We start from the raw sequence: 24507 nt of genomic DNA on the forward strand, positions 1-24507 counted from the left end.
AGCGCGTAAGTCACTGGACCGCCCGGTCGCCCTGATCGGCCCGATGGCGGTCGGCAAGTCCGCTATCGGGCAGCAGCTCGCCCAGCAGCTCGGCGCCCGCTTCGTCGACACCGACGTCGAAGTGGTCGCCCAGCACGGCACCATCGCGGACATTTTCGCCTGCCGCGGCGAAAACGCGTTCCGCGAACTGGAAGCCCGGGCCGTCGCCAAGGCGATCGAGGAGGCCGCAGGCACCGACACCGCAGGCACCAACACCATCATCTCCCTCGGCGGCGGGGCTGTGCTGGACTCCGGAACGCAGCAGCTGCTGGCCAACTGCACCGTGGTCTACCTCGAATGCGATGCCGACACCGTCTCCGAGCGGATTGCCCGGAACTCCGGGCGTCCCCTCCTGGCAGGCGACGCGATGGAACGCTGGCGGACGCTGTTCGCCACCCGCCAGCCGGTCTATGAACGGCTCGCGGACCTGACCCTCGATGTCCGGAGCGGTTCCGTCCAGGAGCTCGCACGCCGGCTTGAAGATGCGCTGGAGCAGCTCGCCGCCGCCCCAACCGCGGCAACGCGCACCCCCGCAGCCACAAGGAAAGTTGAAAAGTGAGCACCGAATCAACCGTCATCAAAGTCACCGGACACGCTCCGGCGGAGAACTACGACGTCGTCGTCGGCCGCGGATTGCTGGCTAAGCTGCCCGGGCTGCTGGGGGAGCGCGTCAAGCGCGTCCTCGTCGTCCACCCGCGCGCCCTGCGGCTCACCGGTGACGCCGTCCGCGAGGAGCTCGCCACCGCCGGCTTCACGGCGCTGACGGCCGAAATTCCGGACGCCGAAGAAGGCAAGCACATCGAGGTGGCCTCGTTCTGCTGGCAGGTGCTGGGCCAGAACGACTTCACCCGCTCGGACGCAATCGTCGCCGTCGGCGGGGGAGCGGTGACCGACCTCGCCGGCTTCGTCGCCGCGACCTGGCTGCGCGGCGTGAAGGTCATCCACATGCCCACGAGCCTGCTCGGCATGGTGGACGCCGCCGTCGGCGGCAAGACCGGCATCAATACCGCCGAGGGGAAGAACCTGGTGGGCGTCTTCCACCCGCCGGCGGGCGTCCTCGCCGACCTGGACGCGCTGGACACGCTGCCGAAGAACGAGATGATCTCCGGCATGGCCGAGGTCATCAAGTGCGGCTTCATCGCCGACCCGGCCATCCTCGACATGATTGAAAAGGACCCCGCCGCGGTGTCGGACCCGCGCTCCGAAACGGTGCGCGAACTGATCGAACGCGCCATCGCGGTCAAAGCCCGGGTCGTCTCCGAGGACCTGAAGGAAACCGGGCAGCGCGAGATCCTCAACTACGGCCACACCCTGGGACACGCGATTGAACTCGCCGAACGCTACTCCTGGCGGCACGGCGCCGCCGTCTCGGTGGGCATGATGTTCGCCGCGGAACTGGCCCGCAGCGTCGGCCGGCTCAGCGACGCCGACGCCGACCGGCACCGGAGCATCCTGGAGAGCCTCGGTCTGCCCATCACCTACCGGCGCGACCGCTGGCAGGCGTTGCTGGACGGCATGCGGCGGGACAAGAAGTCCCGCGGCGACCTGCTGCGCTTCGTGGTGCTCGACGGCGTCGGGCGCCCGGGCATCCTGGACGTGCCGGACACCTCGCTGCTCTTCGCGGCGTACCAGGAAATCGCTTCCTGATGATCAGCGACAGCGGTGGCACCAGCGAGTGGCCCGACGGCGGGTTCCCCGGCATCCGGATCAACCCGGAAACCCTCATGCCGCAGGTGGTCAACGGGGAAGCCTGCGCCGGGGCGCTGGCGGCCTCAACGGACGCCACGGACCTGATCTTCGTGCGCCTCGTGGAAGGGCACCCGGGCGAGGCCGCCGAGCTGCTCGCCGAGGCCCGGTACAAGGACCCGGATTCGTTCCGGCTGCGGATGTTCGAGGCGGAAGTCCTGCGGGTGTCGCACCGCTTCGACCGCGCCGTAGAGCTTTACCGCCAGCTCCTCGCCGAAGCCCAGGGCACTCCCGACGAGGCCGTGGTCCGGCAGCACCTTGGCCGGTCCTACTTCGCCGCCGGCAACATCGCGGCCGCCGTCGAGTCCTTCGCCAAGGCGCTGGACCTGCGGGTGGCGGGCTCGGCTGATGCCGCGCTGATCTACTCCTCGACCGTGGCGCTGCAGCGCGCCCGGGACGTGCTGGACCTGGCCTGCTAGGGGCCGTTCCTGGCCCGTCCGGCAGCGCACCGGCAAAACCGGTAGAATGGTTTTTGGATTTTTGATAAATACGCGCTGGCGGGCCGGATCGGCATGCCTGCCTGGCATAAGCGGCTGGCGGCTAGAACCAGTCAACAAAGAAACCTGAGGATACTGTGGCAACCACTAACGACATCAAGAACGGAACCGTGCTGAAGCTTGAGGGCCAGCTTTGGAACATCATCGAGTTCCAGCACGTCAAGCCCGGCAAGGGCGGCGCTTTCGTCCGCACCAAGATGCGCAACGTGATGTCCGGCAAGGTCGTCGACAAGACCTTCAACGCCGGGCTCAAGATCGAGACCGCCACGGTTGACCGCCGCGACTACCAGTACCTGTACCAGGACGGGGCCGACTTCGTGTTCATGGACACCTCGGACTTCGACCAGCTCACCGTGTCCGCCGCTACCGTCGGCGACGCCACCAACTTCATGCTCGAGAACCAGATGGTCAACATCGCCATCCACGAGGGCAACCCGCTTTACATCGAACTGCCGCCGAGCGTCGTGCTGGAAATCACCTACACCGAGCCGGGCCTGCAGGGCGACCGCTCCTCGGCCGGCACCAAGCCCGCGACCCTCGAGACCGGCTACGAGATCCAGGTGCCGCTGTTCGTCGAGAACAACACCAAGGTCAAGGTCGACACCCGCGACGGCAGCTACCTTGGCCGGGTCAACGACTAGTGAGTGCACGCGGTAAGGCCCGTAACCGGGCCCTGGATGTTCTCTTCGAGGCGGAGCAGCGCTCCGTCTCCGCATTCGATGTGCTGCGTTCCCGTCGTGAACAGACGGATCAGATCATCAACCCCTACACCCTGGAAATCGTTGAGGGGGTCGTGTCCCACCAGGCCGCGATCGACGAATTCCTCGAAACCTATTCGCAGGGCTGGTCGCTGGAGCGGATGCCCTCGGTAGACCGCATCATCCTGCGGATCGGGACCTGGGAACTGCTCTACAACGACGACGTTCCCGACGGCGTCGCCGTGAGCGAGGCCGTGGCGCTGGCCAAGACGCTGTCCACGGACGAGTCGCCGTCGTTCATCAACGGCCTGCTGGGCCGCCTGCAGCAGCTGAAGCCGTCGCTGCTGGCCTGATGGCCGTTCCATAAAGGGCCGGTGCCCGCCCCACGGCGGACACCGGCCCTTGGCGTATCCCGGCCCGCTTTCCCTCTAGGCTTGCCCTCCGGGGGTTAGCGCAGGACGGCGTCGCGCAAGGCCAGGATCTCGCCGAGCTGGTGCTGTTCGTCAAGCTGATGCGCCGCCACGTCCCGGCCGCTGAGGATCCGCTGCCGGATGATGGCCAGCCGGGTGGCGGCCTGCAGGAAAGCCTTCATCTGCGGGGCCCGGCCGATCGTCCTGGCCCAGCGCAGGGCCGAGCGGCGCCCGGCGGGAGTCGCCAGCATGGCCACCTCCTGGCCGGTGAACCAGCCGGCCGCCGCGTACTCCTGCAGCCGTTGGCGGGTCAGCCGGCGTTCCGCCACGCGCAGCAGCACCACGACCAGGACGGCGAGCAGGAAGATCGGCACCTGGACCAGGATGTACTGCGCCAGGAAATTCTGGCCCATTGAGTTCCAGCCGCTATGCAGCAACATGGCGGGGACCAGGCCCACCGGGAAGGCGAGCAGCGTCAGGCCGGAGTGCCAGCGCCGCGCCGCGAAGCCCAGGATAAGCCCGGTCGTGCCGGTGAAAATGGCATGCGCGAACGGGGACATCACGCCGCGCAGGAAGAACACGACCGCCAGGTCCGTGCCCGGAGTGCTGGACTCGGCGATGGCCCGGCCGAAGTACAGGATGTTCTCGGTGAAAGCGAAACCGCCGGCAACCGTGAACGCAAAGACGACGCCGTCGACCGGACCGTCGAATTGTTTGCGCGCGAAGAGCAGGAGCAGCAAGAGACCGAGTGACTTCGCGAATTCCTCCACCACCGGGGCCTGTACCGTGACGGCGAACGTCCGGTAGTCCAGCCCGGACGCGGGACCCGCGGCGAGCGAGAAGAACGGTTGGATCAGCATCGTCACGGCAATCGAAACGAGCGCGCCCCACGCGAACGCGAAGAACAGCAGCCGTTTCGGTTCGGGCTCCCAGCGGTCAATGTAGCGGACGGCCAGCAGGACCGAGCTGAGCGGCAGCAGCGACGCGATGAAGCCCACGACGAAGCCGCCCGGCCCGGTGTTCTCCAGCACGAACGGCAGCACCAGGAACAGGCTCACAAAGGCGAGAACCGCGCCGCCCAGCACGAGGGCCGCCATACCCGCAGAGGCCCGCGCACGGGGTGCCGCGGCGTAGGCTGCCGGCAGTACCGGATGGCGCTGCGCCGGAGCCTGCGCTGACGTCTGCGCCGGCAGCGGTGCCTGCCCGAAGCCCGGCGCCGGACGGTAGTTCTCCGGCTGGACCTGGCCCATCCAGCTTGGGTTCGCCTGCTGCGGCTGCCGGGTCGCTCCGGGCGGCTGCCGGGCGGGGGGAGGATCGAAGCTCGTCATGCCATGAGCCTAAGCCGCGCGCCGCCGGGCGGCCCAATACGGCCCGTGCCGGTGTGACGCACGCCGCCTGCTCCGGGGCCGGGAGGCGGCGGCCCGTGTGGTAATTTGAAGGAGCAAATGATCCTTTTTTAATTCCGTCCCGTGAGGCGGGGAAAGGGGAGACGAGCGTTGACTTCTGTTCCAGAAGCACCGGTTCCGGCCAAGGTCCAGCTCAGCAGGGTTGTCCTCAACCAGGCTGACATCGACCGTGCACTCACTCGTATCGCCCATGAAATTCTTGAGTCCAACAAGGGCTCCCAGGACCTGGTCCTGCTGGGCATCCCGCGGCGGGGCTATCCGCTCGCCGTCCGGCTCGCCGCCAAGATTGCCGCCGCCGATCCCAACGTGGACCCGGCCGCGATCGTGGGCCAGTTGGACGTCACCATGTTCCGCGACGACCTCTCGCACCAGCCGACCCGGCCCCCGTACCCCACCCAGTTGCCCCGCACCGGGATCGACAACAAGGTAGTGGTGCTGATCGACGACGTCCTCTACTCCGGCCGTACCATCCGCGCCGCGCTGGACGCGATCATCGACCTGGGCCGTCCCCGGATCGTCCGGCTGGCCGTCCTGATCGACCGCGGCCACCGGGAGCTGCCCATCCGCGCCGACCACGTCGGCAAGAACCTCCCCACCTCCTCCGCGGAGAAGGTCCGCGTCCGGCTGGAAGAAACCGACTCAACCGACGGCGAAGCCGTGAACGAAGTTGTTATCGAGGCCACCGCATGAAGCACCTGCTCTCCACCGAAGACCTCAGCTACGCCAACGCCATCCGCATCCTCGACACCGCCGAAGAGATGGCCGCGGTGGGGGAGCGCGAGGTCAAGAAGCTGCCGGCGCTGCGCGGCCGCACCGTGGTCAACCTTTTCTTCGAGGACTCCACCCGCACCCGCATCTCCTTCGAAGCAGCCGCCAAACGGCTCTCCGCGGACGTCATCAATTTCGCTGCGAAGGGTTCCTCCGTCTCCAAGGGCGAATCCCTCAAGGACACCGCCCAGACGCTCGCCGCCATGGGAGCCGACGCCGTCGTCATCCGGCACTGGGCCTCCGGTGCCCCGCACCGGCTGGCGGCGACCGACTGGATCGACGCCGCCGTCATCAACGCCGGCGACGGCACCCATGAGCACCCCACCCAGGCGCTGCTGGACGCCTTCACCATGCGCCGGCACTGGTCGCAGCTCGCCGGCAGCCCGTCCGCCGGCGCGGACCTGAAAGGCATGCGCGTCGCGATCGCCGGCGACGTGCTGCACTCCCGCGTGGCCCGTTCCAACGTCTGGCTGCTGCGCACCCTGGGGGCGGAAGTCACCCTCGTGGCCCCGCCCACGCTGCTGCCCATCGGCGTCGAAGAGTGGCCCTGCACGGTCAGCTACGACCTCGACGAGACCCTCGCCCGGGGCGTTGACGCGATGATGATGCTGCGCGTACAGGGCGAGCGGATGAACGCTTCGTTCTTCCCGACCACCCGCGAGTACTCACGGCGCTGGGGCTTCGACGACAACCGCCTCCGCGCCCTCGACAGCCTGGGCCTGAAGGACACGATCATCATGCACCCCGGTCCGATGAACCGCGGGCTGGAAATTTCCTCGGCCGCCGCCGACTCGCCCCGCTCCACCGTGCTGGCACAGGTGCGCAACGGCGTGTCGATCCGGATGGCCGCACTGTACCTGCTGCTCTCCGGGGACACCCGCGAACCAGCAACCTCCACCGCCGCCTATTCCAAGGAGAGCCACTGATGGCATCACAGCAACAGGACACAGGCAGCACCGGCGCCTACCTCATCCGGGGAGCCTCGATCCTCGGCGGGGCCGCTGAAGACCTGCTGATCCGCGACGGCGTCATCGCAGCCCGCGGCCAGGACCTCGACGCCGGGAACGCAACAGTCATCGATGCGGCCGGCCTCGTCGCCCTGCCCGGCATGGTGGACATCCACACCCACCTGCGCGAGCCCGGCCGTGAGGACGCCGAAACGGTCGAGACCGGCACCCGCGCCGCGGCCCTGGGCGGTTACACCGCCGTGCACGCGATGGCCAACAGCACGCCGGTGGCGGACACCGCCGGTGTCGTCGAGCAGGTCCTCACCCTGGGCCGCACAGCCGGCTGGGTGGACGTCCGCCCGGTCGGTGCCGTCACCGTCGGCCTGGCCGGCGAGCAGCTCGCCGAGCTCGGCGCCATGGCCGACTCCCGCGCCCGGGTCCGGGTCTTTTCCGACGACGGCATCTGCGTCAGCGACCCCGTGCTGATGCGCCGTGCCCTCGAATACGTCAAGGCGTTCGACGGCGTCGTCGCCCAGCACGCGCAGGAGCCCCGCCTCACCGCGGGAGCGCAGATGAACGAGGGCGTCGTCTCCGCGGTCCTCGGCCTCACCGGCTGGCCCGCCGTCGCCGAGGAGAGCATCATCGCCCGCGACGTCCTGCTCGCCCAGCACGTCGGATCCCGGCTGCACGTCTGCCATGTCTCCACCGCGGGCTCGGTGGAAATCGTGCGCTGGGCCAAGTCACGCGGCATCAACGTCACTGCCGAGGTCACGCCGCACCACCTGTGGCTGACCGACGAGCTGGTCCGCAGCTACGACCCGGTCTACAAGGTCAACCCGCCGCTGCGCACCGACGAGGACGTCCAGGCCCTGCGCGCCGCCCTGGCGGACGGCACAATCGACGTCGTCGGCACCGACCACGCCCCGCACCCGAGCGAACACAAGGAATGCGAATGGGCGCAGGCCGCGATGGGCATGACCGGGCTGGAAACCGCCCTGTCGGTGGTGCAGCACACCATGATCGAGACCGGGCTGATGACGTGGGCCGACTTCGCCCGCGTGACCTCCACCACGCCTGCCGCGATCGGCCGGCTGGAGGACCAGGGCCGGCCGCTGGAGACCGGTGAACCCGCCAACGTCATACTCGTGGACCCGGCTGCGCGCTGGACCGTGGACCCTTCTAAGATGGCAACCATGGGCCGTAACTCTCCGTTTGCCGGCCGGGAACTCCCGGGCAAGGTGGTGGCCACCTTCTTCAAGGGTCATCCGACCGTCCTGGACGGGGAACTCAACACCCCGTACCGGTGGCTCCCCGACAGCACAGACGTGCCGGACACGGCGGTCCGCCCCTGATGGTCAAGGAACTCTCCCTGCTCTTCACGCTGGTCCTGATCGGCGTCGCGCTGGTCCTGATCTGGATCGGCTGGCGCAATCGGCTGCGACGCCAGGCCGACGTCGATCCGCTCCCGGCCGTTCCCGCCGAACTGGGCGGAACGCTGGCAGCCGCCGAGGGCCAGTACGTCGCCTCCACCACCGCCGGCGACTGGCTGGACCGGATCGCCGTCCACCAGTTGGGCCTGCGCACCAACGCCGAACTCAGCGTCCACCCCGAAGGCGTGTTGTTCGACCGCTCCGGCGCCGCCCCCGTGTTCATCCCGGCCGCCAGCCTCACCGGCGTCCGGCAGGAAAGCGGCATGGCCGGGAAGTTCGTCGAAAAGGACGGTCTCCTGGTTCTCAGCTGGATGCTCGGCGCCAAGGAGCTGGACACCGGCTTCCGCACCCGCCGTGCCGAGGACAAGTCCCTGCTCCTGTCCACCCTCCAAGATTTGATCTCCGCAGCCCCTCAGGCAGAAGCCGATAGTGGAAAGTAACGACGTGACAGACTCCCACGCAGTGTCAGAGACAGCAGTGTCAGAAGCAGCAGTGTCAGGAACAGAAGTGATTGAAGAAACAGTGACAGCAAACGACTCTGCACCCGCTGCAGCAGCCTCCACCCCCGCCGTGCTCGTGCTCGAAGACGGCCGGATCTTCCGCGGCCGCAGCTATGGGGCGACCGGCACCGCGCTGGGCGAGGCGGTCTTCGCGACCGGCATGACCGGCTACCAGGAAACCATCACCGACCCGTCCTACGCCCGCCAGCTGGTGGTGCAGACCGCGCCGCACATCGGCAACACCGGTGTGAACAAGGACGACGCCGAATCCCGCCGCATCTGGGTGGCCGGCTACATCGTCCGCGACGCCGCACGCCGCGCGTCGAACTGGCGCTCGGAGCGCAGCCTCGACGAGGAACTCGTCGACCAGGGCATCGTGGGAATCCAGGGCGTCGACACCCGCGCCATCACCCGGCACCTGCGCGAACACAAGACCATGCGCGCCGGGATTTTCTCCGGCGAGGCCGCCGGCGCCACGGACAAGGAGCTGGTGGACACCGTGCTGGCCAGCGCGCCGATGGAAGGCTCCCGGCTGGCTGAGGAAGTCAGCGTCGACGAGGCGTACACCGTCGAGCCCGCCGACTGGGGCTGGGAGGGCGAGCCGCGGTTCAGCATCGCCGCGATCGACCTTGGCATCAAGCGCATGACCCCGATCCGCTTCGCCGAACGCGGCGTCCGGGTCCACGTCCTGCCGGCCACCGCCACGCTCGAAGACGTCAAAGCCGTCAACCCCGACGGCGTCTTCATGTCCAACGGCCCCGGCGACCCCGCCACCGCCGACAGCCAGGTAAACCTGCTGCGCTCCGTTCTGGACGCCAAGCTGCCCTACTTCGGCATCTGCTTCGGCAACCAGATCCTGGGCCGCGCCCTCGGCTTCGGCACCTACAAGCTCCGCTACGGCCACCGCGGCATCAACCAGCCCGTCATGGACCGCCGCACCGGCAAGGTCGAAATCACCTCGCAGAACCACGGCTTCGCCGTCGACGCCCCGCTCGAAGGCGCCACCCAGGCTCCGGAGGAGCGCTTCGGCCGCGTCGAGGTCAGCCACGTCAGCCTCAACGACGACGTCGTCGAGGGCCTGTACTGCCTTGACATTCCCGCCTTCTCGGTCCAGTACCACCCCGAGGCGGCTTCCGGCCCGCACGACGCCGCCTACCTCTTCGACCGCTTCATCGAGCTGATGGCGGACACCAAGAACGCCGACACCAAGACTGCCACCGACTCCAAGACTGAGGACAAGAAGTAATGCCCAAGAGAACTGACCTTAAGAGCGTCCTGGTCATCGGTTCCGGCCCGATCGTCATCGGCCAGGCGGCCGAATTCGACTACTCCGGCACCCAGGCACTGCGCGTCCTCAAGGAGGAAGGCCTGCGCGTCATCCTCGTCAACTCCAACCCGGCCACGATCATGACCGACCCGGAGTTCGCCGACGCCACGTACATCGAGCCGATCACGCCCGAGGTGGTCGAGAAGATCATCGCCAAGGAACGCCCGGACGCACTGCTGCCCACCCTGGGCGGCCAGACCGCACTGAACACGGCGATCGCCCTGGACAAGAACGGTGTGCTGGAGAAGTACAACGTCGAGCTGATCGGCGCCAACATCGCCGCGATCGAGCTCGGTGAGGACCGCGAGAAGTTCAAGGGCGTCGTGGAGCGCTGCGGCGCCGAATCCGCGCGCAGCCACATCATCCACAGCATGGACGAGGCCCTCACCGCGGCCCAGGACCTGGGCTACCCGATGGTGGTCCGGCCCTCCTTCACGATGGGCGGCCTCGGCTCCGGCCTGGCCTACAACGAGCAGGACCTGCGCCGGATCGTCGGCCAGGGCCTGCAGTACAGCCCCACGTCCGAGGTGCTGCTCGAAGAGAGCATCCTCGGGTGGAAGGAATACGAACTCGAGATGATGCGGGACAAGAACGACAACGTCGTAGTGGTCTGCTCCATCGAGAACTTCGACCCGGTGGGCGTGCACACCGGCGACTCCATCACCGTCGCCCCGGCGCTGACCCTGACGGACCGTGAGTACCAGCGGCTTCGCGACATCTCGATCGCCGTCATCCGCGAAGTCGGCGTCGACACCGGAGGCTGCAACATCCAGTTCGCCGTCGAGCCGGACACCGGCCGCGTCGTGGTGATCGAGATGAACCCCCGCGTCTCCCGCTCCTCGGCCCTGGCCTCCAAGGCCACCGGCTTCGCGATCGCCAAGATCGCCACCAAGCTCTCGCTCGGCTACACCCTGGACGAGATCCCGAACGACATCACGCAGAAGACGCCGGCCTCCTTCGAGCCGACCCTCGACTACGTTGTCGTCAAGGTCCCGCGCTTCGCCTTCGAGAAGTTCCCCGCCGCGGACTCCACGCTGACCACCACCATGAAGTCGGTGGGCGAGGCCATGGCCATGGGCCGGAACTTCACCGAGGCGCTGCAGAAGGCGCTGCGGTCCCTGGAACAGAAGGGCTCCCAGCTGGACTTCAGCCCGGTCCCGGAATGGGAAGTCCCGGAACTGATCGAGAAGGCCAAGCGCCCCAGCAACGAACGCCTGCACCAGGTCCAGCGCGCGCTGCTCGGCGGCGCCACCCTGGAACAGCTGTTCGAGGCCACCAAGATCGACCCTTGGTACCTGGACCAGCTCCAGCTGCTGAACGAGATCTCGCAGGAAATCCGCCACTCCACCGCCCTGACCCAGGAGATGCTGCAGCGCGCCAAGCGGCACGGCTTCTCCGACGCGCAGATCGGGGCACTGACGCACAACTCCGAGGACGTCGTCCGCGGCGTCCGGCAGGCCCTCGGCATCCGCCCGGTCTACAAGACCGTGGACACCTGCGCCGCGGAGTTCGCCGCGTACACGCCGTACCACTACTCGTCCTACGACGAGGAGGACGAGGTGGCGCTGCACGCCAAGCCGTCCATCATCATCCTCGGCTCCGGGCCGAACCGGATCGGCCAGGGCATCGAGTTTGACTACTCCTGCGTGCATGCCTCGATGGCGCTGCGCAAGGCCGGTTACGAGACCGTGATGGTCAACTGCAACCCGGAGACTGTCTCCACCGACTACGACGTCTCCACCCGGCTCTACTTCGAGCCGCTCACCCTCGAGGACGTCCTCGAGGTCATTGCAGCCGAAGAGCGGACCGGCGGTGTGATGGGCGTGTTCGTCCAGCTCGGCGGCCAGACCCCGCTCAAGCTCGCCCAGCAGCTCGCCGACGCCGGCGTGCCGATCCTCGGCACCTCCCCGGAGGCCATCGACCTGGCCGAGCACCGCGGCGCCTTCTCCCGGGTGCTTGATGAGGCCGGGCTGATCTCCCCGAAGAACGGCACCGCCGTCTCCTTCGAGGACGCCAAGAAGATCGCCGACGAGATCGGCTACCCGGTCCTGGTCCGCCCGTCCTACGTGCTCGGCGGCCGCGGCATGGAGATCGTCTACGACGAAGCGAACCTCTCCCGCTACATCGCCAACGCCACCGAAATCACCCCGGACCACCCGGTGCTGATTGACCGCTTCCTCGAGGACGCCGTCGAAATCGACGTCGACGCCCTCTACGACGGGAAGGACATGTACCTCGGCGGCATCATGGAACACATCGAGGAAGCTGGAATCCACTCCGGCGACTCCGCCTGCGTGCTGCCCCCGATCACCCTGGGCAACAACGTGATCGACCGGGTCCGGACCGCCACACGGGCCATCGCCGAAGGCGTCGGCGTCCGCGGCCTGATCAACATCCAGTTCGCCCTCGCCTCCGACGTGCTCTACGTGCTCGAGGCCAACCCGCGCGCCTCCCGCACCGTGCCCTTCGTCTCCAAGGCGACGGGTGTGCAGATGGCCAAGGCGGCAGCACTGATCGGCACCGGCGTCACCATCAACCAGCTCCGCACTGCCTACAAAATGCTGCCGGAATCCGGCGACGGCTCCACGCTGCCGCTGGACGCCCCGGTGGCGGTCAAGGAAGCGGTGCTGCCGTTCAGCCGCTTCCGCACCCTTGAGGGCAAGGTGGTGGACTCCCTGCTTGGCCCGGAAATGCGCTCCACCGGCGAGGTCATGGGCATCGACAAGCACTTCGACACGGCCTTCGCCAAGAGCCAGGCCGCGGCCAACAACGCGCTGCCCACCGAGGGCAAGGTCTTCGTCTCGGTCGCCAACCGGGACAAGCGCGCCGTCATCATGGCCGTGAAGCGCCTCTCCGACCTCGGCTTCGAGATCGTCTCCACCGGCGGCACCGCCGACGTGCTGCGGCGCAACGGCCTGCAGGCCACCACGGTCCGCAAGGTCGCCGAGGGCTCCAGCGCCGAGGGTGAAGGCACCATCGCGGACCTGATCATCGCCGGGGAAATCGACATGGTCTTCAACACCCCGTCCGGCGGCGAAGCCCGCGGCGACGGCTACGAAATCCGTGCCGCGGCCACGTCGATCGGCATCCCGTGCATCACCACGGTGGCCGAGTTCAACGCCGCCGTCCAGGCCATTGAGGCGATGCGGACCTACGAGTGGTCCGTTACCAGCCTGCAGGAGCACGCCGCGGCCCTGGCTGCTTCCCAGGAGCGGGTCGCGCAGGAAGCGAAAGCGCATGCCTGAGGCTGCCACAGCTGAGACGTCCGGCCGGGAGTCCTTTGGCTCCCGGCTCGGCCGGGCCATGGCGGAGCGCGGCCCGCTCTGCGTGGGCATCGACCCGCATCCGGCGCTGTTGGAGCGCTGGGGCCTGAACGACGACGTCGCCGGGCTGGAGCGCTTCTCGCTCACAGTGCTCGAGGCCGTGGCCCCGCTCGCTGCCGCGGTGAAACCGCAGGTGGCGCTGTATGAACGCCACGGCTCGGCCGGGATGGCCGTGCTGGAACGAACCCTGGCAGGGTGCGCGGAGGCGGGCGTGCTCAGCATCGCCGACGCCAAGCGCGGCGACATCGGCTCCACCATGGCCGCCTACGCCGACGCCTGGCTGCGGGACGGCTCGGCCCTGGCCGCGGACTCGGTGACGTTGAGCCCCTACCTCGGCTTCGAATCGCTCCGGCCGGCGCTTGACCTCGCGGCGGAGTCCGGGCGCGGCGTCTTCGTTCTGGCGCTGACGTCCAACCCGGAGGGCGCCTCCGTGCAGCATGTCGGTGGCGCGGACTCGGTGGCGCGGCGGATTGCCCGGGCCGCCGCCGCGGAGAACCGGCGGTACGGTGTTGAGCAGGGCGACGGGAAACTGGGCTCCGTCGGACTCGTCGTGGGCGCGACCGTTGGCTCCGCGCTGGCGGACCTTGACCTGGACCTGTCGGCGGTACGCGGCCCGATCCTGGCGCCGGGGCTGGGCGCGCAGGGGGCCACGGCCGCCGATCTGCGGAGCACCTTCGGCAGCGCTTACGGTCAGGTGCTTGGCACCTCAAGCCGGGACATCCTCGGCGCCGGGCCGCAGCCTGCAGGGCTCCGGGACGCCGCGCAGCGCACGCTCGACGAACTCCGCGCAGCCTAGGCCTTCCCGGCTCGGCGGAAAACCGCCCGCGGGGCCGGCCCCGGGTTTGCTGCGTCGGTTGGTCACAGAAGGCCGCTGTGGCGACAGCATTGCGGCCGTCTGTGGCGAACGGAGGCGCTGCCGTCCCGCCAGCCTGTCCGCCAGGCCCCGCAGCCACACCTCCGGCGTGCTGGGCCCGGGCTGGAGCCCCACGTCCGCCGCCTGGCTCGAATGGCGTCGGCCGCAGGTTTAGCGCCGGACGCGATCCATTGCTTTCCGGCGACTTCAGACTGTAAGTTCAGGACAAGTCCGCGGTACCGGCCGGGGCGCTGTCTGCGGCCCGTCTCACGGTCACGTCTGACCAGGACGTTTGCGTGGGCCGTTTGCGTGGGCCCGGCTGACAATGCAGGGAGGACCTCAGTGAGCTTGCGACCCCTCACGCCGCAGGAGCGTGCCGACGCCCTGCACAAGGCCGCCGCGGCCAGGCTGGCCCGGGCGGCCGCGAAGGAGCGGCTGAAGTCGGGGGAACTGTCGATCGCGGAACTGCTCAGCGCGGGGGAGACGGACGAAGCGATCGCCCGGATGCGGGTCGTGGAGCTGCTGGAAGCGCTGCCGGGAATCGGGCGCGTACGGGCCGCGGCGATCATGGACCGGTTCGGCATCGCAGCCTCCCGGCGGGTTCGTGGCCTGGGAATCCACCAGCGCCGGGCGCTGGTAGATTTTATAGACGAGAAATAGCTTGGCCCGCCGAGCTTCCACCACCGCCCAAAGGAATACGTGAGCAAGAAACCCGGACTGACAGTCCTCGCCGGTCCGACGGCTGTCGGCAAAGGCACCGTGTCCACCTATATTCGGGACAACTATCCCGAGGTCTGGCTTTCAGTGTCGGCAACCACCCGCCCGCCGCGGCCCGGTGAGATCGATGGTGTGCATTACTACTTCAAGTCCAAGGAAGAGTTTGATGCTCTCATCGCGGCAGGGGAACTCCTGGAGTGGGCTGTGGTGCACGGACAAAATACTTACGGCACCCTCAAGAGCACTGTAGACGCGGCGATTGCTGAGGGTCGCTCGGTGCTTTTGGAGATTGACCTGCAGGGCGCACGCCAGGTGAAGCAGGCCGTCCCGGACGCGCAATTCGTCTTCCTCGCCCCGCCAAGCTGGGAAGAATTGGTGCGCCGCCTGGTGGGCCGCGGCACTGAATCCGCCGAGGAACAGCAGCGACGGCTGGAAACCGGTAAAGTAGAACTAGCCGCTGAACCGGAGTTCGATCACACAGTCATCAATGATGACGTACGTCGGGCAGCGGATGAGCTTGTTTCACTCATGGGGCTAACGCCGCACCCGCACTAACCGCAGGGTCGGATTGGCCCGTTAGAATTTGGAGAATTCGTGTCCACGAACCTTGAAGGCATCATCAACCCGCCGATCGACGAGCTGCTGAAGGCTGCCGATTCGAAGTACGGACTGGTGATTTTCGGTGCCAAGCGCGCCCGGCAGATCAACGCCTACTACGCCCAGCTGCACGAGGGCCTGTTCGAGTACGTCGGCCCGCTGGTCGACACCAAGCTGAACGAAAAGTCGCTTTCCATCGCCCTGCGCGAAATCAACGAAGGCAAGCTCGTTTCCACGCCGATCGAAGCCGCCGCAGAGTAATATCTCTGCTGCCTGACGGAGGTCACGTGCGCATAGTCCTCGGAGTCGGGGGAGGGATTGCCGCCTACAAGGTGGCGTCGCTCCTCCGGCTTTTTACTGAAGCCGGCCATGACGTCACCGTCATTCCCACCGAGGCCGCCACCCGGTTCGTCGGCGTGGCCACCTGGGAGGCCCTTTCCGGGCACCCGGTGAGCAACAGCGTCTTCGACGAGGTGCACACCGTCAACCATGTCCGGCTCGGCCACGAGGCTGAGCTGATCGTGGTGGCACCGGCCACGGCGGACCTGCTGGCCCGCGCCGCCACCGGCCAGGCCAACGACCTGCTAACCAACACGCTGCTGATGGCCGGCGGGCCGGTGCTGATGGCCCCGGCCATGCACACCGAAATGTGGCGGCACCCGGCTACCCAGGCCAACGTCGAAACCCTGCGCAGCCGTGGCATCACCGTGCTCGAACCCGCCACCGGCCGGCTGACCGGGGCGGATTCCGGCCCGGGCCGGCTGCCCGAACCCGAGGCAATCTTCGCTGCCGCGCTGGCCCTGGCCGGCGCTCCGGCCGCGCCCAACACCCCCGGCCTGTCGACGTCGGACGCGGCCCTTCCAGCCGCCGCAGCCAGGCCGCTGGCCGGACTCACTGTCACCATCAGCGCCGGCGGCACCCGCGAACCCCTGGACCCGGTCCGCTTCCTCGGCAACCGTTCCTCCGGCAAACAGGGCGTGGCGCTGGCCGTCGCCGCCCGCGAGGCCGGCGCCCGCGTTCGGCTGCTGGCAGCCCACATGGACGTCCCGGCCCCCGACGGCGTCGAGGTGGTGCAGGTTGAGACCGCACTGGAACTGCGCAAGGCGGCCCTGCACGCCGCCGCCGATTCCGACGTCGTCATCATGGCCGCCGCGGTGGCGGACTTCCGCCCGGCGGATGTCTCCGGAACCAAAATCAAGAAGCGCGACGACGTCGCCGATCCCGTGATTTCGTTGGTCCGCAACCCGGACATACTCCGGGAACTCGTCGAGGTCCGTGATGCTGCGTCCCGCAACCAGCTGATCGTGGGTTTCGCTGCCGAAACCGGCGACGCCGACGGGGACGTCCTCGAATACGCGCAGGCCAAGCTGCGCCGCAAGGCCTGCGACCTGCTGGTGGTCAATCAGGTGGGCCAGAACCAGGTCTTTGGCCAGGACAGCAACGCCGTAGTCATCCTTTCGCGGTCCGGCTCCGAACCCCAAGAGGCGTCGGGTTCCAAATCCGACGTCGCGGCTGCCGTCATTGACCGCATCAGCGCCGAGCTAAGCCGGGTTGTCCCGCCCGCATAAGCGCTGGCGTAATCAAGGTCTCCTTAGCAGGGGGACACACGCCGCCGGACGTCCGTTTCCCAACCAGTAAGGTAGTTGAGTGACTTTACCGCTGCACATCCCAGACTTCCATGGGTCCACGCCCGCCTCGCTCCGGCTCTTCACGTCCGAGTCGGTGACCGAAGGACACCCCGACAAGATCTGTGACCAGATCAGCGATGCGATCCTCGACGCCCTGCTGGCCAAGGACCCGGAGTCGCGCGTCGCCGTCGAGACCCTGGCCACCACGGGCCTCGTGCACGTGGCCGGTGAAGTCACCACGGACGCCTACGTCGAAATCCCGCAGATCGTCCGCGAGACCATCCTCGGGATCGGCTACGACTCTTCCGCGAACGGCTTCGACGGCGCCCGCTGCGGCGTGTCGGTCTCCATCGGCCAGCAGTCCAACGACATCGCCGGCGGCGTATTCAACTCCCTCGAGGCACGTGAAGGCCGCCAGGAAGACGATTACGACCTCCAGGGCGCCGGCGACCAGGGCATCATGTTCGGCTACGCCAGCGACGAGACCCCGTCCTACATGCCGGTCCCGATCTGGCTCGCGCACCGGCTTTCCGAACGGCTCACCGAGGTCCGCAAGTCGGGCCAGCTGGGCTACCTGCGCCCCGACGGCAAGACCCAGGTCACGGTGGGCTACGACGGCGACCGTCCCGTCTCGGTCGAGACCGTCGTGATCTCCAGCCAGCACGCGGAAGGCGCCAGCCTGGACCAGCTCCGCGCCGACCTCGCCGAGCACGTCGTCGACCCGGTCATGGCGCTGTCCAACCTGGACATCTCCCGGTCCCGCAACATCCTCAACCCGGCCGGCGCCTTCGTGATCGGCGGTCCGGTGGGTGACGCCGGCCTGACCGGCCGCAAGATCATCGTCGACACCTACGGCGGCATGGCCCGGCACGGCGGCGGCGCCTTCTCCGGCAAGGATCCGTCCAAGGTGGACCGCTCCGCTGCTTACGCGATGCGCTGGGTTGCCAAGAACGTGGTGGCCGCCGGCCTCGCCAAGCGTGCGGAAATCCAGATCGCCTACGCGATCGGGCAGGCCCGCCCCGTGGGCACCTACGTGGAGACTTTCGGGACCGAAACCGTCGATCCCGCCCGGATCAGCGCCGCGATTGCCGAGATTTTCGACCTCCGCCCCCGCGCCATCATCGACGCGCTCGACCTCAAGCGTCCGATCTACGCGAAGACGGCCGCGCACGGCCACTTCGGCCGCGAGGAGCCTGACTTCACCTGGGAGCGCCTGGACCGGGTCGACGAGCTGAAGGCCTTCTTCAACGCCTAGCAACCGGCCGAACCGCTGGATGGCAGAGCTCTTGAATGTCATTGCTCTTCAATGTCACAGCTCTGTGATGTGCTGTAGCCAGGCCGCCGAACGGCGGCCTGGCTACAGCTTTAATGTTGATCGTTAGCCTGATCGTCGAAGTTTCCAGGCTCTTTACTTGACCGATTCCAGCGCCGAAGGGAGGCAGGCACCATGACTCCAGATCGCCGCGCCGCCACGCCGGAGCAACCGCTTCAGCTCTCGCTGCTGCACGGCTTCCCGGCCTCCGCGGCAGCCGCCGGGCCCGCCCTTGCCGCGGAACTGCCGGTGGCCCGGGTGCTGCTGGAATCCTCCCTCCCGCACCTGGACCGCCCTTTCGACTACAGCGTGCCGGCGGACCTCGACGCCGCGGCCCGGCCGGGCGTGCGGGTCAAGGTGAAATTCAGCGGCCAGGAGCTTGGCGGATACCTGCTCGAACGCACGGCGGCGTCCGACGCCGGCCACCCGCTGGTGCCGCTATTCAAGGTCGTGTCCCCGCTTCCCGTGCTCACCCCCGCCGTGTCTGAACTGGCCGGGAGGGTCGCGGCGCGCTACGCCGGAACTGTCAGCGACGTCCTGCGCGTCGCCATCCCGCCCCGGATGGCCAAAATGGAAAAAGACTACGCACCGGGAGGCCTGCTCGACCCGGCACTCTTCGCCGCCGGGGACGACGCCCGGGCAGAGCCGCCTGCTGCCCCTCCGTCCGGCTGGGCGGAATATCATAACGGCCCGGCATTCCTCCAGCACCTGGGGGCGGGGGAGTCGCCGCGTGCCGTGCTAAGCGCCCTGCAGGGGTTTGGTCCCGGCGGCTGGCCCCGGATGGTTGCCGAGGCTGTTGCCGCCGTCCGCCGCTCCGGCCGGGGCGCCGTCGTCGTGGTGCCGGACTACCGCGACCTGGACCGGGTGGAGGCGGCCCTGCTGGAACACCTGCCGGCCGGCGACGTCGCCCGGCTCACGGCCGACGACGGCCAGACACCGCGGTACCGCAGCTTCCTGCGGGTCCTCAGCGGCGCCGCAGGGGTCGCCGTCGGCACCCGCTCCGCCGCCTACGCCCCGGTGCGGAACCTGGGCCTGGTGGTGTGCTGGGACGACGGCGACGACCTGCACATCGAGCAGCGTTCCCCCTACGCCCACGCCCGTGAAGTCCTGCTGCTCCGGGCCGCGCATGAAGGCGCCGCCTGCCTGCTCGCCGGGCACGCCCGCAGCACGGAGACGCAGCGGCTGGTGGAATCCGGCTGGGCCCGCCCGATCGAGGCGGGGCGCTCCGTGATGCGCCGCACCGTCCCGCGCGTCCAGAACACCGCGGACAGTTTCGAACAGGAGCGCGACCCGCTGGCGCGGATCGCGCGGTTGCCGGGCGCCGCATGGCGCGCCGCAAAGGAAGGCCTGGAACGCGGTCCCGTCCTCGTTCAGGTTGCCCGCGCAGGGTACGCGCCGTCTCTGGCCTGCGAACGCTGCCGCGAAGCCGCGCGCTGCACCGCCTGCAACGGACCGCTGGCCATCGCCGGGCCCGGCGGCAGCGCCGCGGTGCCGGTGTGCCGGTGGTGCTCCGCGGCGGCCCCGGACTGGCACTGCGTGCACTGCGACGGGGTCCGGCTCCGGCGGGGCGCCACCGGGGCACTTCGGACGGCCGAGGAACTGGGCCGGGCGTTTCCGGGCAAACCCGTCGTCACTTCCTCCGGCGACCGCGTGCTGGCCACCGTCCCGGACTCAAAGGCCCTCGTGGTCGCGACGGTCGGCGCCGAACCGGTCGCGGCGGGCGGCTATGCGGCCGCGCTGCTGCTCGACGGCGACTCGCTGCTGCGGCGCGAGAACCTCCGGGCGGGCGAGGACGCCGTGCGGCGCTGGTTCAACGCCGCGGCCCTGGTCCGTTCCGCGTCCGAGGGCGGCCTTGCGGTCATCACCGCCGAGGACACGGCGGGAGTCGGGGCACTCCTGCGTTGGGACCCCGCCGGCTACGCCGGACGCGAGCTCGCCCTGCGGCAGGAGCTGTCGCTGCCGCCAGCGGTCCGGATCGCGTCCGTCACCGGCGGCCGGACCGCCGTCGGGCACTTCACCGAGGCCGTCGAACGGGCGCTGGCCAAAAAGGGCATTGTGCTCCGGCAGGCCGGGCCGGCGCCGCTGCCGGGCGCCGGCGGATTCGTAGCCACGCCAACGGCTGCCGGCATGGAGCGGCGCGGTGGGGAGGACGTGCGGACGCTGCTGTTCATCCCGTACGCCGAAGCCTCCGAGGCCACAAAGGCCATGCGTGCGGTCAAGGCCGCAGCCGCCGCCAAGCGCACCGACGATCCGGTGCAGCTGCGGCTCGACGGCGTCGACGTTCTCTAACGGTGCTTGCGCCGGCGTACGGGCGCCGCTTCGACGGTTCCCTGCGCACTCGACGTCCGCCCGCGTCGAATTGGCACGGAACCATCGAAACGGCCGAGGTTAGCGTCGCTTGCGCCGGCGCAGGGCCACGGCCTCTTCGGCGGCGGCCAGCAGGCGCTGTGCGGAGGCGTCCCAGCTGAACTCGGCCGCGCGCTGCACCGCACTGCTGGAGCGCTGCTTCCAGAGCTCGGGCTCCTCGAGCTCGCGGACCGCGGCGGCAAACGCGGGCGGGGAGTCGGGGTCGACGTAGCTGACCGCGTCCCCGCCCACCTCGCGGAAGATCGGAATGTCGCTGGCGATGACCGGAGTGGCGTGTGACATCGCTTCCACGAGCGGCAAGCCGTAGCCCTCGGCCTTGGAGAGGCTGACCAGAGCCGTGGTGCGGGCCAGCAGCGCCTCGTACTCGGCATCGGTGACGCCGTTGTGGAACACGATGCTGGCGCCCGCCGGGGCCAGCGCCTCCAGCTCCGCCCTGCGTTCGGGCGTGATCCGGCTCAGCAGGTGCAAGGTTATCTCCGGCAGCTGGGCCATGCCCTTGACCATGGTTTCGACATTCTTGTAAGGCATGAAAGACCCCATGTAAAGCAGCGTCTTGTCGGCGCCGGCGCCGGGGTCCCGAGGAGTCAGCCCGGGCTGCGGGGCGTTGCCGACGATCCGGACCGGTCGCTTCGTCAGGCGGTACTTCGCCATCAGGGCCTCGGTGGTGGAGCTGATGGTCGCGACGACGTCGGCCCGGTTCAGCAGGACCCGCTGGGGCCAGAACGCCTTGTGATAGAGCCGCCAGAGGACCCGGACCGGGGCCGGGAGGAAGCCGGGAGGTGCCGGGTGCTCGTAGTAGATCAGGTCGTGCAGGGTCAGGACCAGGGCGTACTTCCGGCCCCAGCTGCCCATGGTCTGCATCGGGCACACCACCACGTCGGCCCCCAGCGGGTTGACCTTGGCCGCAACGAACAGCTCCGCGGGCGAGAGCGGGCTGTTGATCAGGGTGTAGGGGACGTCCGGGAGCAAGGCCAGCTGTCGCGTATCGCTGATCAGCATGGAGACGTCCGCGACCTTGGCGGTCGCGGCAATGAGGCTGGCGCCGTAACGGCTGATGCCATCGTGGTGGTCGAGCCTGGTGAAGCGGGCGTCAATAAGGATTTTCACGCGGCGTGTTCCTTCAGGAAGCGTCGGATGAAGCCCGCGGCGGGTTCCGGGGTTTCGTAGTGGATGAGGTGCCCGACGCCGGGAATGACTTCGAGGCTGGCGTTCGGCAGCAGCGGGAGCAGCTTGTGCTGGTCGGGGAGGGTGGCGATTTCGTCTCTTTCGCCCGCCACGAGCAAAACCGGAAGGGCCAGCCGTGGAGCCACCTCCGCGACGTTGCTGCTGACCGAGGCCTTGAAGGCTTCGAGCAGGCTGTCGCGGTCGGCGAAGGCGGAGAAGTACGCGCTGTGCTGGGCGTGGACGAACCTCCGCAGCGCCTTGTCCTGGGTCTTGGCCATGGTCTCGCTCATCACCCGGACGATCAGCTGGTTGCGCAACAGCGCGTTCCCGAGTCCGCGGGGGAGCCGGGCCGCCGCCTCGTAGTACAGCACCGCGGCCTTGGTCATGAGCCCTTTGGGCCCCTCCAGCGCGGGTGCGGCGATGGGGTTGATCAGGATCAGTTCGGCGACCGCGCCGGGATGGTCCGCCACGAAGTGGCTGGCGATGATCGAACCGAAGGAGTGGCCCAGCAGCACCGTCTCCTTGCCCAGCCCGAGGGCGGCCATGAAGTCGGCGATGAACCGGCCGTAGCCGCTAACGCTGTGCCCGCCGGTCCGGAACGCGGCGGAGGCGCCGAACCCCGGGAGGTCCGGCATGATGAGGCGCATTTCGGGGAGCTGGTCGACCACCCGGAGCAGGCCATGGTGGTCGCCGCGGAAGCCGTGGATCACAAGGATGGTCCGGGTGTCGGCGGTCTCCCGGACCGGTTCGTAGCTCCAGTAGGCGACCCGGGTACCGTCGAGGTCCACCGCGGAGGCGCTGCTGCGCGTTTCCAGTTCGGCGCTGAGCAGGGGAGGCAGGGGGGAAGGCTCGGTGGCCACGTGTTCCATTCGTTCGGGTCCTAGTTGACGTCGTCGGGGTTCGAGCCGGTGCGGAATCCCCGGTCCAGGCCGGCCAGGGCGTCCAGGTCCGTGGTGCTGAGGCTGAAACCGAAGATGTCGTGGTTCTCGCGGATCCGGGCGTAGGAGCTGGCCTTGGGGATGACGACGTTGCCCAGTTCCAGGTGCCAGCGCAGGATGACCTGGGCCGCGGTCCGCCGGTGCGCCGCGGCGAGCTCCAGCACCACCGGGTCCTCCAGCACCTGGCCGCGGCCCAGCGGGCTCCACGCCTCGGTGGTGATGCCCAGCGACGCGTGCAGGGATCTCAGCTCGGCTTGTTGCAGCCAGGGATGCAGTTCAATCTGGTTGACCGCGGGCACCACTTCGGCGGTCTGGAGCAGCCGCTCCAGATGTGCGGGCTGGAAATTGGACACCCCGATGGCGCGGACCTTTCCCTCGCGGTAGAGCGATTCGAGCGCGCGGTAGCTCTCCGTGAAGAGCCCGCGCCGGGCGCACGGCCAGTGAATCAGGTAGAGGTCCACATATTCCAGGCCCAGCTTGGCGATCGAGGTGTCGAAGGCACGCAGGGTCGCGTCGTAGCCCTGGTCGTCATTCCAGAGCTTGGTAGTCACGAAAATGTCCTCCCGGGCGAGCGGGGAGTGCAGCTCGCCGGAGCCGCCGGCGGAGCCGTCGAAGGCGGACAGGGCGCCGATCGCCTTCCCGACGCCCGTCTCATTCCCGTACATCGCCGCAGTGTCGAAATGACGGTAACCGGCCTCCAACGCCATGGTCACGAGCCCGGCGGCGTCCGCGGGGGGCACCTTGTAAAGCCCGAACCCGAGGCGGTCCATCATCACGCCGTTGTTCAAGGTCAGCCGGGGGGAGATTCTCATAGCAACGACTCTACCCATTCCGGGCACCCGGCCGCGGGTGACCGGCCCTCAGGACAGGCCCTCGGCGCTGACCAGCCGCCGGGCGCTGGCCTCATCCAGGATCAGGTCCGTGGCCAGGCCGGCAGCGAGCGCCCCGCGCAACCCGTTGATCTTGGACGCGCCGGAGACCACGCAGATCCGGCGGCGGACCTGCCGGAGCTGGGCCAGGTCCGGCCCGGTGGAGCGTTCGTTGAGGGTAATGCCGTCCGAGGAGCCGTCCGCGCGGAAGAAAACAGTGGCGACGTCGCCCACGACGTCGGACTCCGCCAGCACGCTCAGGTCGTCCTCGTCCAGGTAGCCGCCGGCGTACACGTGGCTGGGGTAGTCGGCGTCGACCGATCCCACCCCGAAAATGGCGATGCTCATCCGGGACTGCAGCTGCAGGATGCGTTGAACACTGCGTTCATTCCACATGGCCTTCTTGGTCGCGGCGTGGTCGAAGAACGCCGGCACCGGGAACTGTTCCACCCGCGCCCCGTAAGCGCTGCCGAAGCGCCGCATGATGTCCGAGGCGTAAGTGATGCCCGTGGTCTGCATGTTTCCGGCTCCATTAAGCTGCACGATGATGCTGTCATGGGTGATCTTCCGGGTCAGGTGCCGGCTCACGGCGCTCAGCGTGGAACCCCACGCCACCCCGATGATCGCGTTCGAGTCCACGAGCGGGCCGATGGTGCGCGCGGCCTGCATCGCCACGCGGTCCAGCGTTTCCGCCTCGTTGAGCGTGTCCACCACCGGCACGACGTGCACATCGACCTTGTATTCGGCGCGGATCATGCTGGCGAGCTCGGGTCCGGTGTCCAACGGGCTGCGGATCTGGATCTGCACGAGGCCCGATTCCCGGGCCGCCGACAGCAGCCGCGAGACGGTCGAGCGGGACGTTCGGAGCTCACGGGCGATGGCGTCCATCGTCAGGTCCTGGAGGTAATACAACTGGGCGGCCCGGAGGGCGTCGGACTGGCGGGTTGGCGACATTCCATTTCCAATCTGCA

23 protein-coding genes are annotated in these 24507 nt (G+C 68.5%); 18 read left to right on the forward strand and 5 right to left on the reverse strand.

Annotation, left to right across the window (positions count from 1 at the left end):
* Positions 1–43: 43 nt before the first annotated feature.
* The 5 genes from AC1DBL_RS05925 (at position 44) to nusB (ending at position 3333) form a co-directional block, all read left to right on the forward strand.
* Entirely contained in the window at positions 44–598 is a 555-nt protein-coding gene (locus AC1DBL_RS05925; RefSeq protein WP_476925723.1) for a shikimate kinase, read from the forward strand.
* Positions 595–1686, forward strand: coding sequence for a 3-dehydroquinate synthase (gene aroB, locus AC1DBL_RS05930; RefSeq protein ID WP_476925671.1), 1092 nt, complete (start codon positions 595–597; stop codon positions 1684–1686). The genes AC1DBL_RS05925 and aroB overlap by 4 nt, the downstream gene beginning before the upstream one ends.
* On the forward strand, positions 1686–2204 hold the full coding sequence (locus tag AC1DBL_RS05935; RefSeq protein WP_476925672.1) for a tetratricopeptide repeat protein: 519 nt from the start codon (positions 1686–1688) through the stop codon (positions 2202–2204). The genes aroB and AC1DBL_RS05935 overlap by 1 nt, the downstream gene beginning before the upstream one ends.
* Before the next feature lie 155 nt (positions 2205–2359).
* On the forward strand, positions 2360–2923 hold the full coding sequence (gene efp, locus AC1DBL_RS05940; RefSeq protein WP_018773146.1) for an elongation factor P: 564 nt from the start codon (positions 2360–2362) through the stop codon (positions 2921–2923).
* On the forward strand, positions 2923–3333 hold the full coding sequence (gene nusB / locus AC1DBL_RS05945; RefSeq protein WP_441417711.1) for a transcription antitermination factor NusB: 411 nt from the start codon (positions 2923–2925) through the stop codon (positions 3331–3333). The genes efp and nusB overlap by 1 nt, the downstream gene beginning before the upstream one ends.
* Positions 3334–3428: 95 nt before the next feature.
* Here nusB and AC1DBL_RS05950 read toward each other — a convergent pair whose 3' ends face one another.
* A complete protein-coding gene (locus tag AC1DBL_RS05950) occupies positions 3429–4718 on the reverse strand; it encodes a PrsW family intramembrane metalloprotease (protein WP_476916773.1) in 1290 nt (429 codons plus the stop codon).
* Positions 4719–4886: 168 nt separating this feature from the next.
* On the opposite strand from AC1DBL_RS05950, the gene pyrR reads away from it, so the two are divergent.
* From pyrR to AC1DBL_RS06015, 13 genes are all read left to right on the forward strand, one after another.
* Positions 4887–5486: a bifunctional pyr operon transcriptional regulator/uracil phosphoribosyltransferase PyrR gene (gene pyrR / locus AC1DBL_RS05955; RefSeq protein WP_441417713.1), complete on the forward strand. Its 600-nt coding sequence runs from the start codon at positions 4887–4889 to the stop codon at positions 5484–5486.
* Positions 5483–6490: an aspartate carbamoyltransferase catalytic subunit gene (locus AC1DBL_RS05960; protein ID WP_476892473.1), complete on the forward strand. Its 1008-nt coding sequence runs from the start codon at positions 5483–5485 to the stop codon at positions 6488–6490. Before pyrR ends, AC1DBL_RS05960 begins: the two co-directional genes overlap by 4 nt.
* On the forward strand, positions 6490–7863 hold the full coding sequence (locus AC1DBL_RS05965) for a dihydroorotase (RefSeq protein WP_476925673.1): 1374 nt from the start codon (positions 6490–6492) through the stop codon (positions 7861–7863). The genes AC1DBL_RS05960 and AC1DBL_RS05965 overlap by 1 nt, the downstream gene beginning before the upstream one ends.
* The gene (locus AC1DBL_RS05970; protein ID WP_476892475.1) at positions 7863–8381 is read left to right on the forward strand and encodes a PH-like domain-containing protein; all 519 of its coding nucleotides are present in this window, start codon (positions 7863–7865) and stop codon (positions 8379–8381) included. The genes AC1DBL_RS05965 and AC1DBL_RS05970 overlap by 1 nt, the downstream gene beginning before the upstream one ends.
* Before the next feature lie 82 nt (positions 8382–8463).
* Positions 8464–9687 carry a glutamine-hydrolyzing carbamoyl-phosphate synthase small subunit gene (gene carA, locus AC1DBL_RS05975; RefSeq protein ID WP_476925724.1) on the forward strand — a complete coding sequence of 408 codons (1224 nt, stop codon included), beginning with the start codon at positions 8464–8466 and terminating at the stop codon, positions 9685–9687.
* Positions 9687–13013: a carbamoyl-phosphate synthase large subunit gene (gene carB, locus AC1DBL_RS05980; RefSeq protein WP_476925674.1), complete on the forward strand. Its 3327-nt coding sequence runs from the start codon at positions 9687–9689 to the stop codon at positions 13011–13013. Before carA ends, carB begins: the two co-directional genes overlap by 1 nt.
* Positions 13006–13887 (forward strand): orotidine-5'-phosphate decarboxylase, encoded by an 882-nt coding sequence (gene pyrF, locus AC1DBL_RS05985; RefSeq protein ID WP_476925675.1) that lies wholly within the window; start codon positions 13006–13008, stop codon positions 13885–13887. Before carB ends, pyrF begins: the two co-directional genes overlap by 8 nt.
* Before the next feature lie 399 nt (positions 13888–14286).
* Positions 14287–14604 (forward strand): integration host factor, actinobacterial type, encoded by a 318-nt coding sequence (gene mihF, locus AC1DBL_RS05990; protein ID WP_441417720.1) that lies wholly within the window; start codon positions 14287–14289, stop codon positions 14602–14604.
* A gap of 39 nt (positions 14605–14643) precedes the next feature.
* On the forward strand, positions 14644–15216 hold the full coding sequence (gene gmk / locus AC1DBL_RS05995) for a guanylate kinase (protein WP_441417721.1): 573 nt from the start codon (positions 14644–14646) through the stop codon (positions 15214–15216).
* Between the two features lie 39 nt (positions 15217–15255).
* Entirely contained in the window at positions 15256–15519 is a 264-nt protein-coding gene (rpoZ, locus tag AC1DBL_RS06000) for a DNA-directed RNA polymerase subunit omega (RefSeq protein ID WP_138769242.1), read from the forward strand.
* A gap of 26 nt (positions 15520–15545) precedes the next feature.
* Entirely contained in the window at positions 15546–16826 is a 1281-nt protein-coding gene (locus AC1DBL_RS06005) for a bifunctional phosphopantothenoylcysteine decarboxylase/phosphopantothenate synthase (protein ID WP_476925676.1), read from the forward strand.
* Positions 16827–16905: 79 nt separating this feature from the next.
* Positions 16906–18141: a methionine adenosyltransferase gene (metK, locus tag AC1DBL_RS06010; protein WP_441417723.1), complete on the forward strand. Its 1236-nt coding sequence runs from the start codon at positions 16906–16908 to the stop codon at positions 18139–18141.
* 192 nt (positions 18142–18333) lie between these two features.
* On the forward strand, positions 18334–20487 hold the full coding sequence (locus tag AC1DBL_RS06015; RefSeq protein WP_476925677.1) for a primosomal protein N': 2154 nt from the start codon (positions 18334–18336) through the stop codon (positions 20485–20487).
* A gap of 99 nt (positions 20488–20586) precedes the next feature.
* On the opposite strand, the gene AC1DBL_RS06020 is transcribed toward AC1DBL_RS06015, so the two are convergent.
* The 4 genes from AC1DBL_RS06020 to AC1DBL_RS06035 are packed head-to-tail and all read right to left on the reverse strand — an operon-like array spanning position 20587 to position 24490.
* Entirely contained in the window at positions 20587–21672 is a 1086-nt protein-coding gene (locus tag AC1DBL_RS06020; RefSeq protein ID WP_476925678.1) for a glycosyltransferase family 4 protein, read from the reverse strand.
* Positions 21669–22598 carry an alpha/beta fold hydrolase gene (locus AC1DBL_RS06025; protein WP_476925679.1) on the reverse strand — a complete coding sequence of 310 codons (930 nt, stop codon included), beginning with the start codon at positions 22596–22598 and terminating at the stop codon, positions 21669–21671. The genes AC1DBL_RS06020 and AC1DBL_RS06025 overlap by 4 nt, the downstream gene beginning before the upstream one ends.
* Before the next feature lie 11 nt (positions 22599–22609).
* Positions 22610–23479 carry an aldo/keto reductase gene (locus tag AC1DBL_RS06030; protein ID WP_476925680.1) on the reverse strand — a complete coding sequence of 290 codons (870 nt, stop codon included), beginning with the start codon at positions 23477–23479 and terminating at the stop codon, positions 22610–22612.
* A gap of 48 nt (positions 23480–23527) precedes the next feature.
* Positions 23528–24490, reverse strand: a complete 963-nt coding sequence (locus tag AC1DBL_RS06035) for a sugar-binding transcriptional regulator (RefSeq protein ID WP_441417728.1) — start codon at positions 24488–24490, stop codon at positions 23528–23530.
* Positions 24491–24507: the final 17 nt, after the last annotated feature.

The organism is Arthrobacter sp. 10T44 (assembly GCF_056393885.1).

Excerpts from the sequence above, each read along its gene's own strand:
- AC1DBL_RS06015 (WP_476925677.1), top strand. The coding sequence starts at position 18,334 with ATGACTCCAGATCGCCGCGCCGCCACGCCGGAGCAACCGCTTCAGCTC.
- pyrF (WP_476925675.1), top strand. The coding sequence starts at position 13,006 with ATGCCTGAGGCTGCCACAGCTGAGACGTCCGGCCGGGAGTCCTTTGGC.
- AC1DBL_RS05965 (WP_476925673.1), top strand. The coding sequence starts at position 6,490 with ATGGCATCACAGCAACAGGACACAGGCAGCACCGGCGCCTACCTCATC.
- carB (WP_476925674.1), top strand. The coding sequence starts at position 9,687 with ATGCCCAAGAGAACTGACCTTAAGAGCGTCCTGGTCATCGGTTCCGGC.
- AC1DBL_RS06030 (WP_476925680.1), bottom strand. The coding sequence starts at position 23,479 with ATGAGAATCTCCCCCCGGCTGACCTTGAACAACGGCGTGATGATGGAC.
- AC1DBL_RS05925 (WP_476925723.1), top strand. The coding sequence starts at position 44 with ATGGCGGTCGGCAAGTCCGCTATCGGGCAGCAGCTCGCCCAGCAGCTC.
- AC1DBL_RS05970 (WP_476892475.1), top strand. The coding sequence starts at position 7,863 with ATGGTCAAGGAACTCTCCCTGCTCTTCACGCTGGTCCTGATCGGCGTC.
- AC1DBL_RS05960 (WP_476892473.1), top strand. The coding sequence starts at position 5,483 with ATGAAGCACCTGCTCTCCACCGAAGACCTCAGCTACGCCAACGCCATC.
- AC1DBL_RS05950 (WP_476916773.1), bottom strand. The coding sequence starts at position 4,718 with ATGACGAGCTTCGATCCTCCCCCCGCCCGGCAGCCGCCCGGAGCGACC.
- AC1DBL_RS06035 (WP_441417728.1), bottom strand. The coding sequence starts at position 24,490 with ATGTCGCCAACCCGCCAGTCCGACGCCCTCCGGGCCGCCCAGTTGTAT.
- AC1DBL_RS06025 (WP_476925679.1), bottom strand. The coding sequence starts at position 22,598 with ATGGAACACGTGGCCACCGAGCCTTCCCCCCTGCCTCCCCTGCTCAGC.
- AC1DBL_RS05935 (WP_476925672.1), top strand. The coding sequence starts at position 1,686 with ATGATCAGCGACAGCGGTGGCACCAGCGAGTGGCCCGACGGCGGGTTC.